The sequence below is a fragment of the Sorangium sp. So ce117 genome, from assembly GCF_051524395.1.
GTDB lineage: Bacteria > Myxococcota_A > Polyangia > Polyangiales > Polyangiaceae > Sorangium > Sorangium cellulosum_B.
This window is the reverse complement of record NZ_CP150309.1, coordinates 674,770-690,270: the sequence shown is the minus strand read 5'-3', so window position 1 is coordinate 690,270 and position 15,501 is coordinate 674,770. Positions and strand designations below refer to the sequence as shown.

Genomic DNA, 15,501 nt, shown 5'->3' with positions numbered 1-15,501 from the left:
CCTGGCAAGTAATTTCCCGGCGCGAAAGACAATTCCATCGTTCTTTCTACCGCACAGTGGTCGGGACGGTGCACCGTGCGGGGCCTCGCTTACCCCGAGCCGCAGACGGGCCATGACCCGACTCAGGGGTTGCCGTGGAAGCCGGCCGCGGACATACCGGAGCCTACATGGAGGACGTGGCCAGATCGCCGTTCGGTTCAGCTGCTGTGTCCGCCGAGGCTGCCATCGTGGTCCTCGACGGCCCGCTCGGGACCGAGCTCGCCGCGCGCGGGGTCGAGACGCCGGCGCCGCTCTGGAGCGCCGCGGCCCTGCTCGATGCGCGCGGCCGCGATGTGGTCCGCGCGATCCATCGGGATTACGCGCGCGCAGGCGCGACGGTGCACACGGCGAACACGTTCCGCACCAGGCGGAGGCAGGCGGGCGCCGCCTGGGCCGAGCTGACAGCGCGCGCGGTCTCGCTGGCGCGCGAGGCCGTGCGCGGCGAGGGCCCACGGCACCGGGTCGCCGGCAGCATCGCGCCGATCGAGGATTGCTACCGGCCCGACCTGAGCCCGGCCGACGCGCGGCAGGAGCACCGCGAGCTCGCGCAGGCGCTCGCGCGTGCGGGCGTCGACCTCCTCCTCTGCGAGACGTTCCCGCACGTCGGCGAGGCGCTCGTGGCGCTGGAGGAGGCGGTCGCCACGGGCGTCGAAGCATGGGTGTCGTTCACGGCGGGTCCGGGGTCGGATCTGCTCTCGCCCGAGGACATCGGGCTCGCCGCGCGGGAGGCGGCCTCTCGCGGCGCGAGGGCCGTGCTCGTCAACTGCACCCCTGCGACTCGCACGCTCGCGCACATCGAGCGGCTCGCGGCGTGCGGCGTCCCGTTCGGGGCCTACGCGAACGCGGGCGCGGAGGCCGAGGGGCTCGGCTGGGGCGTTGGCGTCGACCAGCGCGGCTCAGCGGCCGCGCGTTATGCGGAGCTCGCGCGCCGCTGGCTCGAGGCGGGCGCCACGATCGTGGGCGGGTGCTGCGGGACGGGGCCCGGGCACATCGCGGCGCTGCGCGCGCTCGTCGACGGGGCGAGGCCCGCACGCGAACCGACGGGATCGCCGCGGTGAGGCGACGCGCCCAAACGCCGGTTGCTCCCCACGGGGCGACGTGCCACCGATTGTCCGACGGGCCGGGCGGCGCCAGCGCGAAGCGGCGCGGCGCCCGGCAGACACGATCCATCGCCTGAGACAGCACGCCGTCGCGATCGGCGACGACCCACGGACACGGAGCGCAAGATGATCGATCTCTATTACTGGCCCACCCCGAACGGCTGGAAGATCAGCATAATGCTCGAGGAGACGGGCCTCCCCTACAAGCTCGTCCCGGTCAACATCGGGCGGGGCGAGCAGTTCAAGCCGGAGTTCCTCGCGATCAGCCCCAACAACCGGATGCCCGCCATCGTCGATCACGACCCTCCGGGCGGCGGGGCGCCGATCTCCGTGTTCGAGTCGGGTGCGATCCTGCTCTACCTCGCGGAGAAGACGGGCAAGTTCATTCCCTCGGACGTCCGCGGTCGTCACGAGGTGACCCAGTGGCTCATGTGGCAGATGGGCGGCCTCGGCCCCATGAGCGGCCAGGCGGGCCACTTCAATCACTATGCGCCGGAGAAGATCCCCTATGCGATCGAGCGCTATACCAAGGAGGTACGCCGGCTCTATGGCGTGATGGACAAGCGGCTCGCGGACCGGCCTTTCCTGGCGGGCGAGTACTCGATTGCCGACATGGCGAGCTATCCCTGGGCGATGCCGCACGAGCGGTACGGGGTGTCGGCCGACGAGCTCCCGAACTTCAAGCGGTGGCTCGATGCGGTGCGCGCGAGGCCCGCCGTCGAGCGCGGGCTCGCGGTCGGAAATGAGCTGCGGAACGCGAGCCAGCCCATCGACGACGAGGCGAAGAAGTGGCTGTTCGGGAAGAAGCCCGAGTGAGCCGACCGTCCCGCACGCGCAGGGGCCGCGCCCCCCGCGATTGCGCGGTGGTGCGCCCTGGGCGCGCGGCGCCTCGCTGACGGACTGCGACCGGGGCGGACAAACCAAGCTCCAGCGAGCCGTACAGCGTGCCAGCGCGCCACGCGCGCCGCACCCCGGAGCGTCCTGAGCAGGACGGGGCCACCAGCGCAGCGCGCCCTGCCGTCAGGGCTTCACCGGGCGCGCCGGGCCGCCGGTGCGCCCTGGCTGGACCCGACACGTCCTTTCGCCGGAGAAAAGGGCAACGAGCGCTCCTCGACGATCCGCTCAGCCCGGATCGCGCGGGCTCCGCTGCGGGGCGCCGATCGCGCGAGCGCGCTGCATTGATGCCCTCGCGGACGTCAAGCACGCCGGGAGCGGAAACGTCTGCACAGCTCCGCCGGGCACACACTCTGCTCTGCGGTGAGCCGAGATGTCTGGGCCTGGTGGGCCCTCGCGGACATCGGGGGGAAACGATCATGTCGATGCATAGCAAGATGCTGGTGCCTGCATTTCTTTTGGCTGCTCTGGCCGCCGGTTGTGCGGTGAATACGGACGACGCGGACCTCGATCAGAGCGATCTCGGTGACGACGAGATCGGGGCCGTCGAGCAAGCGTTGGAGGAGGAGCGAGGCGGATACCTGGGGATGGGCGCGGCGCAGCTCGCGCCCGGACAGGCCCAGATGGGCCCGAGCAAGGGCCAGATGTTCCCCAGCAAGGGCGCGCTCGGCCCGAGCAAGGGCGGGATGTTCCCCAGCAAGGGCGCGCTCGGCCCGAGCAAAGGCCAGATGTTCCCCAGCAAGGGCGCGCTCGGCCCGAGCAAGGGTGAGATGTTCCCCAGCAAGGGCGCGCTCGGACCGAGCAAGGGCGCGCTCGGGCCCAGCAAGGGTGAGGTGTTCCCTGGCAAGGGCGCGCTCGTGCCGAGCCAGGCCGGGATGTTCCCCGGCCAGGCCCAGATGCCGTCCAAGGCCGGGTTCGGCGGATATGCCGGCCAGCAATCCAGCCAGGGTATGCAGGGCTATGCTGGTCAGCAGGCCGGCCTTGGCCAGTCGGCCGTCGCCGGGCAGATCGGGCCCTCCGTCGCCGGGCAGATCGGGCCTTCCGTCGCCGGGCAGATCGGGCCCTCCGTCATTGGGCAGATCGGGCCCTCCGTCACGGGCCAGATCACCGCGCCCGGCCAGCAGGGCCGGCCGTAACGCCTCGCGCGCGCGCTCGTGGGGCTCCCAGGAGAGCACGCCCGGGCGCGCGCACTTCACCCGCGCTCGATCGCCCAGGTTGCCCCGACTGCCAGGTCGGTCGGGGCATTGTCTGGAGATCTACAGCGCTCTCCGCCCCCTCTGCACCCTCCAGAGCAGAGCCGCAGAGCGGCGGTCTCCCGCACAGGAGACGGGCCCAGATCGGCGTTTTCGGCGCGCAAGCGCACTCTGGTGCGCTGAGCACCGAAAACGCCGAGGTGGGCCCGTATCCGAAGCGGGCGACCGCCGCTCTAAAAGACGACGGTGCGGCGGCCTTCGACGATGACCCGCCGCTCCAGGTGCGCCCGGACGGCGCGAGAGAGGACGAGCCGCTCCACGTCACGCCCCATCCGGGTCATCTCCTCGGGGCCCATCTGGTGATTCACGCGCGCCACGTCCTGCTCGATGATCGGCCCCTGATCCAGGTCCCGCGTCGCATAATGCGCCGTCGCGCCGATGAGCTTCACGCCGCGCGCGTGCGCCTGGTGGTAAGGCTTCGCGCCCTGGAACGCGGGCAGGAACCCATGGTGGATGTTGATGACGGGCGGCGCCTCATCGAGCATCTGCTCGGAGAGGATTTGCATGTACCGCGCCAGCACGACGAGATCGACATGGTGCCTCTTCAGCAGGTGAAGCACCTGACGCTCCTGCTCGCGCTTGGTCTCCGGGGTGATCGGGATGCAGAAGAAAGGGATTCGAAAGCTCTCGGCCACCGCCTCGAGCGTGGGGTGGTTGGAGATCACGAGCGGGATCTCGCAGCGAAGCTCGCCCGCGCGCTGCCGGAGCACCAGATCGTAGAGGCACGCAGGATCCCTGGTGACGAGGATCGCCATCTTCGGGACGTGATCGCTGTATTCCACCGACCATCGCGCCGAGAGCGACGCGGCGAGCTCGCGAAAGGCGGCCTCGATCGCGCCGCGGGTGGCCGAGCCGCCCAGGGCGGCGACGGCGGCCGGCGAGGCGAGGCCGGACAGATCGACGACGAGACGCATGAAGAAGCGCGGGCCCTCGTCCATGAACGCATCGGTGTGATTGCTCGCGTCGATGATGTTCAGGCCGATGTCGTAGAAGAACCCCGCGAGTCGCGCGACGAGACCGGGCTGGTCGGGAGCGGCGATGAGGAAGGTTGCGTGAACGGGACCCGTCATACGGGTCATGTAGCTCGCCCCGAGGCGGAGGCGCAAGCGCGAGGGCCGGGAGGGACCGCGGGCGGGCGGCAGCCTGTCCGCCAGGCTGCCTGGCCGGGCGTGCTAGCGCCCCTCGCCGCTCTCGGAGGACGGCGGCCCAGACGGATCATCCACGAGCCTCGGCGCCAGCGTGGAGAGCTCCGCCCAGGGGATGCGCACGGTCCGCTCGACGTCGCGCAGGTGCGCGCTGTCGTTGTAATAGATGAGGTGCCAGGCCTCGGCCCGACCCCAGCGCCGCCTTCGCTGCCAGTGGGTGAGCGAGGTGTGGCGGGTGGCGAAGTGCGCGCTCGGGAAGGCGAGCGCGTTCATCCTGAAGAAGTGGAGGAACGCGACGTCGATGAAGCCGCCGTGGGTGACGACGACGATCGTCCGCCCCTCGTGCTCACGGGTGACGCGATCGAGGGCGACGGAGACCCGCAGCATGAACTGAGCCCAGCTCTCTCCACCGGGGCTCGCCGGCCGGTACGGCTCGCGCTCGAAATCGATCGCGTAGCGCACCATCGCCTCGCCGACCGGCATCCCGTCCGCCTCGCCGGGGCGGAGCTCCTGCACCTCGTCGTCGAGCGTGACGGGCAGCCCCAGGGCGGGAGCGACGATCTCGGCCGTCTGCTGCGCCCGGCGATAGGTGCTGGCGATCAGGACGTCGGCGGGGATCTCGCGCGTCGCGGCCAGGCGATCGCGCAGGCGCTCCGCCTGGAGCACGCCGAGCTGCGTCAGCCCGGTGTCCCCGCGCATCCCGCCCACGATATGGTTCACGTTGACCAGCGCTTCTCCATGCCGGATGAGATAGAGGTTCGTCACGATCTGAGCCTCCGAGGCGCGCGACCTTGTGGGGGGAGGGCCGCGCGGGGCGGTCCGCGCTCGCTAGGAAGAGCAAGGCCCCCCTCGAATGTCAAGGGTTTGTACCGCCGCCGCGCGGGCGCTCAGGGACAGCCGTGGAAGAGCGCGAAGATGGCCGCGCTCTCGGAGCAGACCTGCTCGTCGCGCAGGGCGCTGCAGAAGTCGTCCTCCGTCAGGAAGGTCTTCTTTCCGGTGCTGCCCTCGATGCAGGAGATCGAATAGACGAACCGCGAGGCGCCCTCCCCGGGCAAGCCTGGGATCTCCAGCTCGGAGCCCTCGCCCACCTGCGAGCCGCTGCCACCCGCGTCCTCCGGCGGATCGACGCCGAGCAACGGGAGCACCAAGATGGGAAAAATGCTGAAGAGACCGGCCACGAAATTCGGGATCATGGGTTTACCTCCAACGTCGATAGAAAGGCACCCTCGTGCGAGGTGGCCATTGCAGCTGTCGAATCCAACATGCATTCGACAGGCCAGCTCCGGTCATGTCCGCCCATTGCACAGCGCGCGAGCGCGGGGCGAGCCCGCGCGCGCCATCGATCGAATGCGCGGCCGCCTGCCCCGTCCGGGTCGGAGGGCCGCGCGGGCCGCCGCCGCCTGGGCGCGGCGCGCCGGACCGGCCCGCCCGGGCGCGGCGCGCTGCGCCGCCCTTGCCAGCTCGCTCGGACATGGCCTACAAGGCGGGCCCTCTGAAGGAGACTTTCATGCACCGTCGCAGCTTCATCGCGGCCGCGCTGCTCGGCTTCGCGGCCCTCGCCGGGTGCGGGCCGCGCTGGCGCGTCGTGACCCAGGCGAGCCCCGACACGTTCGTCGGCCAGCGGTATTTCGCCCTGATGCCCATCGACTACGTGGGCCTCTTCATCCTCGACCAGCGCGAGGACCAGTACCTCGCCGGCAAGGACGCCGACGATCACCAGCGCTTCGTGGAGGACAAGGAGACCATCAACGAGGAGTTCACGAAGGCCCTGGTCGCCGCCGCCCAGGAAGAGGGCATCGAGGTCGCGCCGTCCGACGGCCACACGTCGGCGCCGTTCGTGATCAAGCCCTATGTCGGCTACATGAATCCAGGCTTCTACGCGGTCGTCTCCTCGGCCCCGAGCCAGATCCGGCTGACGCTCCGGCTCACGACGCCGGACGGCCGGGTGCTCGATGAGGTCCAGTTCTCGAGCCGCACGGCGTCGCCCATCCCGAACACGAACCTGAGCTCCGCGGACGCGGACAAGCTGAAGCCCGGCGGCCGCTGGCGCGAGGACGCGCGCGTGCTCGGCGCGTATGTGGCGCGCTACCTCGCGTCGCGCGTCAGCCCCTAGGCCCCTGCGGCCGGGGCTCTCCCCGGCCGCGCGCTTCGGGGAAGCCCCAGGGAAGTGCGCGGGGGGCGCTCGCCCGCTTCACAGCAGCACCCCGCGGAGCAGGAGCTCGGCCACGCTGAAGTAGATCACGAGGCCGGAGACGTCGACGAGGGTCGCGACGAACGGGGCCGAGGCGCTCGCCGGGTCGAAGCGGAGCGCCCGGAGCACGAACGGCAGGAGCGCCCCCGCCAGCGTGCCCCAGGTCACGACGCCGACCAGGCTGATCGCGACGGCCAGGGCGAGGAGCGCGTAGTGCGGGCCATAGGCCCCGAAGAGCTTCTCCCAGGCGATGACGCGCGCGAAGCCGATGGCGCCGAGGATCCCGCCGAGCGCGAGGCCCGACGCGAGCTCCCGGCGGCTGACGCGCCAGAAGTCGGCGAGCCGGATCTCGCCGAGCGCCATCGCCCGGATGACCAGCGTCGTCGCCTGAGAGCCGGAGTTGCCCCCGCTCGAGATGATGAGCGGCACGAAGAGGGCGAGCACGACGGCGCGGGCGATCTCGCTCTCGTAGTGCCCCATCGCCGTGGCGGTGAGCAGCTCGCCCACGAACAGGGCGGACAGCCAGCCCGCGCGCTTGCCGAGCATCCTGGAGAGGGGGGTCCGGAGGTAGGGCGCGTCGAGCGCCTGCATGCCGCCGAGCTTCTGGATGTCCTCGGTCGCCTCCTCTTCCACGACGTCCACGATGTCGTCCGCCGTGACGATCCCCTTCATCCGACCCTCGCTGTCGACGACGGGTATCGCCACGAGATCGTGCTCCGCGAAGGTCCGCGCCACCGCCTCCTGGTCGGCGTCCTCGTTGACCGACACGACGTCGGTCTTCATGACGTCGCTGACGCGCCGGTCGCCGGGGGCGATCATGAGCTGCCGGAGCGACACCACGCCGCGCAGCCGCTGCTCGGCGTCGAGCACATAACCGTAGTAGATGGTCTCGAGGTGATCCCTGGCCTGCCGCTTGAGATAGCTGATCGCCTGGTCGACCGTCGCCTCCGGCCGCACGCGCGCGAACCACGGGCTCATGAGCCCGCCGGCCTCGTCCTCGGCGTACGCGAGGAGCGCGATCACCTCGCGCCGCGTCGGCTCGTCCAGCAAGGAGAGGAGCTCCGCCTGGTCGGCCGGCGACACCTCGAGGAGGAGGTCCGCCACGTCGTCGGGCGCGAGCAGGCGGAGCCATAGCCTGCGTTCGCCCCTCGTGAGGCCCGCGAGGAGCGCGGCCTGGTCGGCCGTGGGGAGACCCTCGAAGAAATCCTCCGCCTCCTCGCGCCGCAGGCGGCGATAGGCCTGCACCCGCTCCTCGTTCTGCAGGGCCGACCAGGACAGCGTAAGATCAGCCGCCGTGAGCGCCTCGGCCGCGTTGAAGGGCGGGCGTTCCATCATCGCCTCACCTCGTCGAGCGCCTGGCCCGCCCCGTCGGCGTCGCCCGGCAGAAGATGCTCATTCGTGAGGGCCCAGCGGCAGGCTCGACCCTGGAACCACGATTAGCAACGCGCGCGCCACGGCCGCCCCTCCCTGGATGCCCCGGCGCGCACACAGCGCCGCAGCCCCCCGCCTGCGCCGTCAGACAGCGAAGCGCCTGGAGCAGCCGGCATATTCCTGGCTCCCTCGGGCTTCTTTCAGGTGCTCGCATCGCGCCGACGCGCAATGGCACGTTTTGGCGGGAACCTACCGTCTCTCCGAGGATGCAGGCTCTTTCTCTGGCCTGCGTGGAGCCAGCCGGCGCTCTCTCTGACGTCTGCGCGCACGTCTGCGCGCACGTCTGCGCGCACGTCTGCGCGCACGTCTGCGCTCACGCGCGCGCGGGCGGATCGAGCAGATCGACTCCGAAGCGGCGCAGGAGGCGGCAGAGCGGGACGAGCGGCAGCCCCACGATGGCCGCCTCGTCGGCGTGGCGCACGTCGTCGAACAGCCACGGTCCGTGCTTCTCGAAGAGGTATCCTCCCGCGCTGCCGATCGGCCGATCCAGCTCGACGTAGCGGCGGATCTGCGCGCGGTCGAGCGGGCGGACGCGGAGCTCCACCGTGACGATCTCGGCCAGCGTCCGCGGCTCGCCGGCCGCGAGCGGCACCCCCGGCGGCGCGTGCACCGCGACGGCGGTGTGGAGCGCGTGGACGCGCCCCGCGAGCCGCCCGAGCTGGTCTGCCGCCTCGTCGAGCGAGGCCGGCTTGCGGAGGAGCTCCCCATCGAGCTCGAGCGCCTGATCGGCGCCGATGATCAGGGCGCCTTCCCGCGCGGGCGCGAGGCTCAGCGCCTTCGCCTCCGCGAAGAGGCGGGCGCACGCGAGGGGCGACATCCCCTCGGGCGCGATCTCCTCGAACGCCGGCGCGACGGCCTCGTACGCGAGCCCGAGGCGATCGAGGAGCGCCCTCCGGAAGGGCGACGTGGAGGCGAGGACAACCGGGAACATGGTGGGCTCCATGGCACGGAACGACGCGCGCGCCGAGAGGAACCGCCCGCCTCGCCCCTCGCGCTCCTCCAGCCCCTCGCGCTCCTCCCGCTCCTCCCGCGCTTCACCCGCGCAACCCTGCTCTTCACGCTCTTCGCGGCGTTCGCACCGATTTGCTTTCATTTACCAAAATTTATCGAGAAATGGCAGACGCCACGGATTTTCAGCAATGGTGACAGCCGCTGTGGACACGGGAATAGCGGCAGGAATTCCTGCCGTCAGGTGTCGCCTGAATTACCCATCATGCATTTCATTAAAAAGCAGCTTGCACTCGGACTCTACAGCACGCGACAGTACGCCAATGCAGCAACTCAACACAAGGCACCTCGTCACACTCTCTCTCGTCGCGCCGGGCATCGGGCTCTCCGTGCTGCTCGCCGCCTCGCCGGCGAGCGCAGCGACGTACGAGGTGGGGCGGGGCAAGCCTTATGCGAGCCTCGCGGAGGTCGCCCCTCGCCTCGCTGCCGGGGATGTGGTTCTGGTCGAGGGCGACGCGACCTATCCGGGGGATCTGTTCTTCAAGAAGTCGGGCACCGAGGCGCAGAAGATCACGATCCGCGGCGTTCGCGTGAACGGCCGCCGCCCTGTCCTATCGGGGGGGACGAACACCGTGATCTTCGCAGGCAATCACTATACCTTCGAAGGCTTCGACATCACCGGCGGCTCGGGCCGCTGCGTGTTCAACAAAGCGCACGACATCACGATCCGCGACTCGGTGGTGCACGACTGCGCCGGGCACGGGATCCTCGGCGCCGACTCCGAGTCGGGCTCCCTCACGCTGGAGTACGTCGAGGTCTATGCCTGCGGCTCGGGCGACACCAGGCACCCCATCTACATCGCGACCGACGAGGAGACGCGCCTCGGCTCGGTGTTCCGCATGCGGCACTGCTATGTGCACGACGGCAATGGCGGCAACAGCGTGAAGAGCCGCGCGGAGCGGAACGAGATCTATTACAACTGGATCGAGGGCGCGAAATACCACGAGCTCGAGCTGATCGGGCCGGACGGCCAGGACGAGGGGCTCGCGCGCGAGGACTCCGACGTCGTCGGCAATGTCATCGTCAAGACCGGCCAGCACTTCGCCGTGCGCGTCGGGGGCGACGGCACGGGGCAGACGTGGGGTCGCTTCCGGTTCGTCAACAACACCTTCCTGCTCGCCCCCGGGTCGCGGCCGGCGATCAGGATGTTCGACGGGATCGAGAGCGTCGAGATGAGCAACAACGTGTTCTATCGGCGCGGCGGCGGCGGCGTGGAGGTCTATGTCGACAGGAGCGCGACCTGGAAGACCGGAACGGCGTTGATCTCGGGCGCGAACAACTGGGTGCCCACCGGCTCCTCGGCCACCCCCGCGGCGTGGACGGGCACGGTGCAGGGCACCGACCCCGGCTTCGCCAACCTCAGCTCGCTGGACCTCCGCCCGGCGTCGAACAGCCCGCTCGTCAACGCCGGCTCCAGCGCGACGCCGAGCCCGGCAGGGTACCCGTTCCCGAAGCCGCTCACCGCGCCGCAGTCCTCGCCCAGGAGGGGCGTGCGCACGGCCAGCGGACCGCTGCTGCGGTCGGTCGCTGGCGCGATCGACATCGGAGCCTACGAGTCCGGCTCCGGCCTCGCGGCGCTCACCATGAGGGCCGCGGACAGCGATCGGGACCTCGACGACAGCGACGGCAGAGCCGCAGAGGAGGGGTGGACCGTCGACGGCGATGCCGCCCCGAGCGACGGTGAGGCGGACGCCAGCGACACCGACGACGGCGATGCCAGCGACGCCGACGCGGAAAGCGACGCGTCCGCCGGCGACTGCGCCGCGGACGGCGACGACACCGCAGCGCGCGCCGCTGCGTGCTCCGAGGCCGCGCAGGGGAGCGCGGACGCTCCGCGCGGCGCCCACGCCAGCGCGTGCAGCGTCGGCGGGGCGCTCGCGGGTGGCCCGGTCGCCGGCTCGGGGGCTTTCCTCGCCGGGGCGGCGGCGCTCCTCGGCGCCGCCCTCCGGCGGCGCGGTCGCCGCCCCAGGGCGTGAGCCGCAGCGCGAGCCCTCAGGCGATGAGCGCGCGCAGCAAGCGACGCGCCGAGGCCGGGTCGGGCAGCTGAAACGCCGCGGAGCTCTCCCCGCCGCCCACGTGGATCGTGAGCGCGGTCGGGGGGAGCGCCGCGAACAGATCCTCGTCGGTCCTGTCGTCGCCGAGCGCGATCACCACCGCGTCGGGCCCCATCGTGGCGAGCACCCGCGGCACGATCACCCCCTTGTTGACCCCGCGGAGCCGCACCTCCAGCACCTTCCGGCCCGGGATGAGCTCGAGATCGTGCTCGCGCAGCGCCTCGCCGAGCTCCAGGGGCACCTCGCGGGCCGTCTGGCTGGCGAGCTCCGGGTCGGCGGCCCGGTAGTGCCACGCGATCGAGACCATCTTCTCCTCGATGAAGCTGCCCGCCGTGCGGTCGACGAAGCCCTGGAGGACGTCGCGGACCCTCGGCTTCCAGCCGAGCGCGGCCTCGCGGAGCGCGACCCAGGGCTCTCCGGGCGCGGCGCGGGAGAAGAACCCGTGCTCCGCGTGGAGGCTGATGGGCAGCTCGCCCAGCCACCGCTCGAGGTCCTCGCGCGGCCGGCCGCTCACCACGTGCACCTGCGTCCGCGGGCGCGCCGCGAGCTCGCGCAGCTCGGTGACGAGCGCCTCGTCCGGCTGAGCGAGCTCGGGCATGGCCTCGAGGGGGACCAGCGTGCCGTCGTAGTCGAGCATCACGATCAGCGACGGCGCGCTGCGCGCGCTTGCGATCGTGCTCCCCCGGGGCGCGCCTTCCGGCCGCCGGACGGCCCCCACCGCGGGCGGGGCGCCGCCCGCGCGCTCGAGATCGTTCAGGAAGCGGTGCGACCAGCGGTGCGCGTCGTGCGTCACGACGCGGCGCCGGAGCGCCTGCATCCGGACGCGCTGCTCGGACGGCGACATGACGAGCGCCCGCTGGATCGTCGACGCCACCGCGTCGATGTCGTGCGGGTTCACCAGGAGCGCCTCGATCAGCTCGGCGGCCGCGCCCGCGAACTCGCTCAGCACGAGCGCGCCGGTGTCGTCGAGCCGCGAGGCCACGTACTCCTTGCAGACGAGGTTCATCCCGTCGCGCAGCGGCGTCACCATCATCACGTCGGCCGCGAGGTAGAGCGCGACGACCCCGGCCATGGGCATCGACCGGTGCAGGAAGTGGATGGGGACATCGTCGAGCGTCCCGTAGCTGCCGTTGATGCGGCCGACGAGCTCGTTCACGACGCGCCGGAACTCGGCGTAGGCGTCGACGCTCTCGCGCGTCGGCACCGCGAGCTGGATGAACCGGACCTTGCTCCGGAGCTCGGGCTCGCGCTCCAGGAAGCGCTCGATGGCGAGCATGCGCCGCGGGATGCCCTTCGTGTAGTCGAGCCGATCGACGCCGAGCACGATCTTCCGGCCCTGGGCGCTCTCGCGGATGCGCCGCGCCTCGGCGCGGACCTCCTCGTCCCGCGCGAGCCGCACGAACTCGTCGACGTCGATGCTGACCGGATAGGCGCCGAGCCGCACCCGCCGCCCCTCGTACGCGAGCGTCTCCAGGTCGGGATCGAGCCCGAGCACGCGCGCGGCGGAGTAGACGAAGTGGTAGCGATAGGCCGTCGTGTGAAACCCGACGACGTCGGCGCCGAGCATGCCGCGCAGCACCTGCTCCCGCCAGGGCAGGATCCGGAAGACCTCGGCCGCGGGGAAAGGGATGTGCAGGAAGAAGCCGATCCGCGCGTCGGGGATGCGCCTCCGCAGCATCGCCGGCACGAGCGTGAGCTGGTAGTCGTGGATCCACACCCTGTCGCCCGGCCTGTACCGGGCGACGATGGCCTCGGCGAAGCGCTCGTTCACCTCGCGGTAGCTCTCCCAGTCGTGCCGGGCGTCGAGGTGCAACTTCTCGACGAGGTAGTGGAACAGCGGCCACAGGACGCCGTTCGAGAAGCCGTCGTAGTAACGGCTCACCTCGGCCGAGGTGAGGTGCACCGGGACCGCGCCGAGCTGCTCGAGCCGATCCTCGACCTCTCGGCGCTGCTCCTCGGTGAGGCGCGCGAGGTCGCCCGGCCATCCGAGCCAGAGGCCGCCGTGGCGCTCGTGAGGGCCCCGGAGCGCGGTCACGAGGCCGCCCGCCGAGGGGACGACGGAGACGTCCCCCTGATCGGCGTGGACGGTCACCGGAAGGCGGTTCGAGACGATGAGCAGGCGGGACATGCGCGGCCAGGAAGCTAGCGCATGGCCCCTGCACCACGCCCTTGGGGCGCGGTGAAATCAGGGGCTAGCCGATGGTGTTCGTCGGGCGCGCCCTGATCGCTACCGGTCGATCCGGATCGACGGCGCCGTGTTCTCCGGAGGATTGGGCTTCGACGTGGCCGTGGGCGCTGCGGGGCGAACGGGCCGGCCCCAGTTTCGCCGGCCGCCCGAGCTCGTGTTCGACGGCGCGTCCTCGGTCTTCGCAGGCGCGGCCACCTGCGCGAGCCGCGCGACGGTCTGCACGGACATCTCCGACGGCCCCTGGACGATGGAGTAGGGCTGGAAGCCTTCCTTCTGCAGGGTCAGCCGGCGAGGCGACGCGCGCACCTCCTCGTTCGCGATCGAGAGCTGGAGCGGCGTCTGCCCGAGCGATTTCCCGTCCTCCAGGACGTCGGCGCCCGGCGGGATCGACTCGATGATCAGCATGAACGAGGGCGCGCCCTTGTGATCGCCGGGCGTGCCGGTCGCCGCGGGCGTCGTCGTTGGAGCGGTCGCGACCTCGGGCGTGGCGGCCTCGGTCTGCGCGGGCTTGCGGGTCAGCATGAACGCGCCCGCCGCCACGACGACCGCGCCGATGGCGGCGAGGATCACCGCCTTGCGCCCGCCGCCGGAGGGGGCCTCGTGCGCGCCGGTCGCGCCCTTGGACGCGCCCGCCGCGGTCGAGGCGGCGCCCGGGCCCGAGCCGACGCCGGAGGTGCGGCCGCTCGGATCGTCATCACTCGACGGCGCCGGGAGCGTCACCGCGTCCTTGAGCGCTTGCACCGTGGACGAACGCGACGAGATCTGCACGCCGGGCAGCGACTCGAACGAGGTGATCTGCGTGCCGCCGAACGCGGTCGTCACGCCCATGCCGCGGGCGCACTCGCCGAGGCCCTGGATGAGGGCGTCCATCGTCGCGGGCCGGCCGTCCGGATCCTTCGCGAGACAGCGCATCACGAGCGCCTCGAGCGGCTCCGGGATGTCGACGTCCGGGTTCCGCTCCTTCATGCGCGGCACCGGCTGCTGGAGGTGCGCCATCAGGATCTGGATGGACTTCTCGGACTCGAACGGGACCTTCCCGCAGAGCATCTGGTAGAGGATGACGCCGAGCGAGTAGATGTCGGTCCTGAGATCGACCTTGCCGTGCGAGATCTGCTCCGGCGACATGAAGCGGGGCGAGCCCAGGAACGCGCCCTGCTGCGTGAGCTCCTCCGAGTCGTCGCCGAGCTGCTTCACGAGGCCGAAGTCGAGGATCTTGACCGCCTCCTCCGCGTCCTCGTTGGAGACGAGCATGACGTTCGACGGCTTGAGGTCGCGGTGGACGACGCCGTGCTTGTGCGCCTCGCGCAGCCCGCGCGCGATCTGCCGCGCGATGCGCATCGCCTCGGGCGGCGGCAGGCGCCCCTGCCGGCGCACGCGCCGGAAGAGCGTCTCGCCCTCGAGGAACTCCATCGCCATGAAGAACCGCTCCTGATCGTCGGCCTCGATGCGGCCGTAGTCGAAGACGGTGACGATGTTCGGGTGCTGGAGGCGCGCGAGGATGCTCGCCTCGAGGAAGAAGCGCTTGTGGAAGTTCGGGTCGAGCTGCCGCGAGGCCTGGTTGGGGATCAAGACCTTGATCGCCACCTGGCGCCCGAGCGGGAGCTGCTCGCCGCGATAGATCGTGCCCATGCCGCCGGTCGCGAGCTGGGAAAGGATCTTGAACTTTCCGTTGAGCACCTTTCCGAGCAACGGATCGATCGGCTCGCTGCGCGCTACTTCATCGACGACGTTTTCGTTGGCACCACTCATATGAACTCCGTCGCCTTCCCCGTGCGGGCGCGGGCGAGCCCTCCCCTCGGTGACGATGCCTCGCGATGCGTGAGCCTGGACCTCATGATCGTGGGGAGCGTCGGCGCGTGGGGCCGTCGGGGCAGTCTAAACGGAAGAAATGTCCTTGGCGACCTTTCCTCGATCGCCTCCACGATCGCCCCGCTCGTGAGGCCGGGGCCCCCGCGCGAGAGGCCGAGCGTGAGGCGCTGCACCATGCGCCGTGCGCCATAGCCCCGATCGACGGGAGCCGCCAGTTGCTGGCATCGAGCGTCTGCATCGCACCTTCGCGCCACGAGATCCTGCGAGCAGAGTACACTGCTCCGCGCCCGCGCGATGCTCTTCCGATCATCCTTGTCGGGTGCCGCCGCCGGACGCCGGCCGGTGCGCGCCGGACGTCCCTGCCGGCCTTCTCGCCCTCCCGGGTGGGG

Annotated in this window: 12 protein-coding genes; 5 read left to right on the top strand and 7 right to left on the bottom strand. The window is 71.1% G+C overall.

The features are described from left to right. Positions 1 to 206 precede the first annotated feature (206 nt). The 3 genes from WMF46_RS02640 (at position 207) to WMF46_RS02630 (ending at position 3,169) form a co-directional block, all read left to right on the top strand. Complete coding sequence (locus WMF46_RS02640) at positions 207 to 1,097, top strand: homocysteine S-methyltransferase family protein (RefSeq protein ID WP_437984143.1); 891 nt, start codon at positions 207 to 209, stop codon at positions 1,095 to 1,097. A gap of 168 nt (positions 1,098 to 1,265) precedes the next feature. Next, positions 1,266 to 1,955: a glutathione S-transferase N-terminal domain-containing protein gene (locus tag WMF46_RS02635; RefSeq protein WP_437984142.1), complete on the top strand. Its 690-nt coding sequence runs from the start codon at positions 1,266 to 1,268 to the stop codon at positions 1,953 to 1,955. 503 nt (positions 1,956 to 2,458) lie between these two features. Further along, the gene (locus tag WMF46_RS02630; protein ID WP_437984141.1) at positions 2,459 to 3,169 is read left to right on the top strand and encodes a hypothetical protein; all 711 of its coding nucleotides are present in this window, start codon (positions 2,459 to 2,461) and stop codon (positions 3,167 to 3,169) included. 290 nt (positions 3,170 to 3,459) lie between these two features. Here the strand turns inward: WMF46_RS02630 and purU are convergent, their stop codons facing one another. From purU to WMF46_RS02615, 3 genes are all read right to left on the bottom strand, one after another. Next, complete coding sequence (gene purU, locus WMF46_RS02625; RefSeq protein ID WP_437906858.1) at positions 3,460 to 4,365, bottom strand: formyltetrahydrofolate deformylase; 906 nt, start codon at positions 4,363 to 4,365, stop codon at positions 3,460 to 3,462. A 93-nt stretch (positions 4,366 to 4,458) separates the two neighbouring features. After that, positions 4,459 to 5,196: a histidine phosphatase family protein gene (locus WMF46_RS02620; protein ID WP_012233128.1), complete on the bottom strand. Its 738-nt coding sequence runs from the start codon at positions 5,194 to 5,196 to the stop codon at positions 4,459 to 4,461. 122 nt (positions 5,197 to 5,318) lie between these two features. Next, positions 5,319 to 5,624, bottom strand: a complete 306-nt coding sequence (locus tag WMF46_RS02615; RefSeq protein WP_012233127.1) for a hypothetical protein — start codon at positions 5,622 to 5,624, stop codon at positions 5,319 to 5,321. A 314-nt stretch (positions 5,625 to 5,938) separates the two neighbouring features. On the opposite strand from WMF46_RS02615, the gene WMF46_RS02610 reads away from it, so the two are divergent. After that, a complete protein-coding gene (locus tag WMF46_RS02610; protein ID WP_437715422.1) occupies positions 5,939 to 6,544 on the top strand; it encodes a hypothetical protein in 606 nt (201 codons plus the stop codon). Positions 6,545 to 6,622: 78 nt separating this feature from the next. On the opposite strand, the gene mgtE is transcribed toward WMF46_RS02610, so the two are convergent. Both mgtE and WMF46_RS02600 read right to left on the bottom strand, forming a co-directional pair. Further along, a complete protein-coding gene (gene mgtE, locus WMF46_RS02605; RefSeq protein WP_437984140.1) occupies positions 6,623 to 7,957 on the bottom strand; it encodes a magnesium transporter in 1,335 nt (444 codons plus the stop codon). Between the two features lie 409 nt (positions 7,958 to 8,366). After that, positions 8,367 to 9,146 carry a Maf family protein gene (locus WMF46_RS02600; protein ID WP_437984139.1) on the bottom strand — a complete coding sequence of 260 codons (780 nt, stop codon included), beginning with the start codon at positions 9,144 to 9,146 and terminating at the stop codon, positions 8,367 to 8,369. Positions 9,147 to 9,324: 178 nt separating this feature from the next. Here WMF46_RS02600 and WMF46_RS02595 point away from each other — a divergent pair, with 178 nt between their 5' ends. Further along, positions 9,325 to 11,037, top strand: coding sequence for a right-handed parallel beta-helix repeat-containing protein (locus WMF46_RS02595; protein ID WP_437984138.1), 1,713 nt, complete (start codon positions 9,325 to 9,327; stop codon positions 11,035 to 11,037). Positions 11,038 to 11,053: 16 nt separating this feature from the next. Here WMF46_RS02595 and WMF46_RS02590 read toward each other — a convergent pair whose 3' ends face one another. Both WMF46_RS02590 and WMF46_RS02585 read right to left on the bottom strand, forming a co-directional pair. Then, positions 11,054 to 13,243: a bifunctional alpha,alpha-trehalose-phosphate synthase (UDP-forming)/trehalose-phosphatase gene (locus tag WMF46_RS02590; protein WP_437984137.1), complete on the bottom strand. Its 2,190-nt coding sequence runs from the start codon at positions 13,241 to 13,243 to the stop codon at positions 11,054 to 11,056. Positions 13,244 to 13,342: 99 nt separating this feature from the next. Next, positions 13,343 to 15,052, bottom strand: a complete 1,710-nt coding sequence (locus WMF46_RS02585; RefSeq protein ID WP_437984136.1) for a serine/threonine protein kinase — start codon at positions 15,050 to 15,052, stop codon at positions 13,343 to 13,345. Positions 15,053 to 15,501: the final 449 nt, after the last annotated feature.

Bases quoted from the DNA above. Each gene is read 5' to 3' on its own strand.
- WMF46_RS02595 (WP_437984138.1), top strand. From the start codon at position 9,325: ATGCAGCAACTCAACACAAGGCACCTCGTCACACTCTCTCTCGTCGCG.
- WMF46_RS02610 (WP_437715422.1), top strand. From the start codon at position 5,939: ATGCACCGTCGCAGCTTCATCGCGGCCGCGCTGCTCGGCTTCGCGGCC.
- WMF46_RS02615 (WP_012233127.1), bottom strand. From the start codon at position 5,624: ATGATCCCGAATTTCGTGGCCGGTCTCTTCAGCATTTTTCCCATCTTG.
- WMF46_RS02635 (WP_437984142.1), top strand. From the start codon at position 1,266: ATGATCGATCTCTATTACTGGCCCACCCCGAACGGCTGGAAGATCAGC.
- WMF46_RS02590 (WP_437984137.1), bottom strand. From the start codon at position 13,243: ATGTCCCGCCTGCTCATCGTCTCGAACCGCCTTCCGGTGACCGTCCAC.
- WMF46_RS02630 (WP_437984141.1), top strand. From the start codon at position 2,459: ATGCATAGCAAGATGCTGGTGCCTGCATTTCTTTTGGCTGCTCTGGCC.
- purU (WP_437906858.1), bottom strand. From the start codon at position 4,365: ATGACCCGTATGACGGGTCCCGTTCACGCAACCTTCCTCATCGCCGCT.
- WMF46_RS02600 (WP_437984139.1), bottom strand. From the start codon at position 9,146: ATGAAAGCAAATCGGTGCGAACGCCGCGAAGAGCGTGAAGAGCAGGGT.
- mgtE (WP_437984140.1), bottom strand. From the start codon at position 7,957: ATGATGGAACGCCCGCCCTTCAACGCGGCCGAGGCGCTCACGGCGGCT.
- WMF46_RS02585 (WP_437984136.1), bottom strand. From the start codon at position 15,052: ATGAGTGGTGCCAACGAAAACGTCGTCGATGAAGTAGCGCGCAGCGAG.